Annotated in this window: 1 protein-coding gene; it reads right to left on the reverse strand. The window is 68.6% G+C overall.

Annotation, left to right across the window (positions count from 1 at the left end; translation table 11 throughout):
• Window positions 1-224: 224 nt before the first annotated feature.
• The coding region (locus tag CEK68_RS20815) for a TonB-dependent siderophore receptor (RefSeq protein ID WP_152240527.1) at window positions 225-2301 on the reverse strand (2077 nt) is incomplete at its 5' end.

Below are 2301 nucleotides of genomic sequence, written 5' to 3' on the forward strand. Positions count from 1 at the left end.
GGGGGTGAGACGGTATCTACAGGACACTTTCCGTCGTGGAGAGGTGTCCTCGCGGCACACAGCTGCGCGTGGCGCTCGACCAGTCGCGCCGTGCCGACGGCGCGTTCCAGTGTCCGCGCGTACCGCGCTCCCGCCAGCGACCGTCGCACATTCCGCAACTCTCAGCGACGGCACCACGCGTCGCGGCAAGTGCCCTGCGCGACGCGTTCCGCCAGCGGCCGGCGCTAGAACCGGTAGGTCAGCGCCAGGGCGGTGTTGCGGGGCGCGCCATAGTAGCCCTGCGCCCAGTACAGGCTGTTGATGTACTTGCGGTCGGTGACGTTGTAGACGTTGAGGGTGGCGCTGAACTGCGGGGTGATGGCGTACTGCGCCATCAGCCCCAGCAGCGCATAGCTGCCCTGGCGGGTGTAGATGGGATTGCCGGCGGTGTCCACGGCCTCCTGGTCGCGGACGATGGCGTCCTGCCAGGTCAGGGTCGCGCCCAGCTGCAGCGCCTCCCATTGCGGCACGGTGTAGGTGGTGGCCAGCTTGAAGGTGCGGCGCGGCACGTAGGTGCGCACGTTGCGCCCGTCGTCGCCCTTGATGCCCAGTTGGGTATAACCGGCGTTGAGCTGCCAGTGCGCGCCGATCCGGCCGGCGACGTCGAACTCGTAGCCGGTGGAGGTGGCGTCGATCGGCCGGTACGTCTGCAGCGTGCCGACGAAGACATCGGCTTCGGCGGTGTTGTCCTGCTTGGCGCGAAACAGGGCGAAGGAGGCGTTGACGCGCTGCTGCAACCACTGGCCCTTGATGCCGAGCTCGGCGTTGCTGCCGGTGATCGGGTCGAGCACGCGCAGGTTGCGGTCCAGTTCGGTCTGCGGGTTGAAGATCTCCGCATAGCTGGCGTACAGCGCGTAGTTCGGGGCGAAGCTGTAGACCGCACCGACGAACGGGGTGGTCCTGCTGTCGTCGTAGGCATGCTGCACGCCGTAGTTCTGGCCGCGGCTCTCGATCCCGGTGTGGTTGACGCCGGTGATCAGCTTCAGCGTCTCGCCCAGGTTCCAGCGCGCGGTGGCGTAGGCGGTGCGGCGGATGATGTCGAACTGGGCGCCGTCGGAGAACGCGTCGAAACGCGGCTTGGGGTAGGCGCCGTTCCAGTCCTGCAGGGGCGGCAGCGGCGTGCCGATGTCGTTGCCGTACCAGGACACCTGGTCGGCCTCCACGCGGCCCCACTGCACGCCCACCACCAGTTCGTGCTCGCGCCCGCCGAGCGCGAACGGTCCGCTTGCGGACACGTTGGCGTACTTCTGGGTTTCGCTGCTGCCGTACTGCGAGGGGTAGGAGAACAGGCCCAGGCCGGTGTCGCGATCGGGAGTGCCGTAGACGTAGAACAGCTGGGCATCGTTGTCGAGCCTGCGGTAGTTCAGTGCCAGCGTGAGCCGCCAGTCCGCGCCCAGGTCCTGCCGCAGTTCCAGGAACCCGCGCTTGTCTTCGGTGGTCCAGTACGACCAGTCGGCCGAAGTGCTGGTGGACCGCGCGAAATCCGTGGCCCTGCCATCGCTGTAGTACAGCGGCAGTGCGCCCCACATGCCACCGGTGGCGTCGTTCTTTTGATCGCTGGCGCCCACGCTCAGGCGGGTGCGATCGCTCAGATCGGCCTCGACGATGCCATAGACGCTGTGCTTGTTCAGCGCATAGCGGTCCAGGTAGCTGTCGCCGTCCTGGCCGGCGGCGACCACCCGCCCGCGCACGCTGCCGCTGGCGTTGAGCGGGCCGGACAGGTCCGCGTCCAGCCGCCGCGTGTCCCAGCTGCCCACCGTCACTCCGGCGCTGCCCTGCAGGTCCTCGGTGGGCCGCTTGCGCACGAAGTTGATCGTGGCCGACGGATTGCCGGTCGAGGACATCAGCCCATTGGCGCCGCGCAACACCTCCACCCGCTCGTACATCGCGGTGTCCAGGTCGCCCTCGGCGCCGCCATTGGTGAACGGCAGGCCGAGGCCGTCGACCTGGAAGGTGACGACGTCGAAACCGCGTGCGCTGTAGTAGGTGCGATCGGTCTCGATCTTCTCGACGTTGATGCCGGTGGCCAGCGCCAGCACATCGTTGGCGTTGCGCAGGCCGAAGTCGTCCATCTGCTCGCGGCCGATGCTGCTCACCGACTGCGGCGTCTCCAGCGGGCTCAACACCAAGCCGGTGCTGGCGGCGCTGGGCGGCGGGGTATAGCCGTCCTTGCGCTGCGCGACCACGTCCAGCTTCTCCAGTTGCGTGGGTTCGCGGTCGCCGGCCGCCACGGCCTCGGCCGCGCCGGCCGCGGCCGGCAGC

It is taken from the genome of Xanthomonas sp. LMG 12461, from assembly GCF_009192935.1.
Classification (GTDB): domain Bacteria; phylum Pseudomonadota; class Gammaproteobacteria; order Xanthomonadales; family Xanthomonadaceae; genus Xanthomonas_A; species Xanthomonas_A sontii.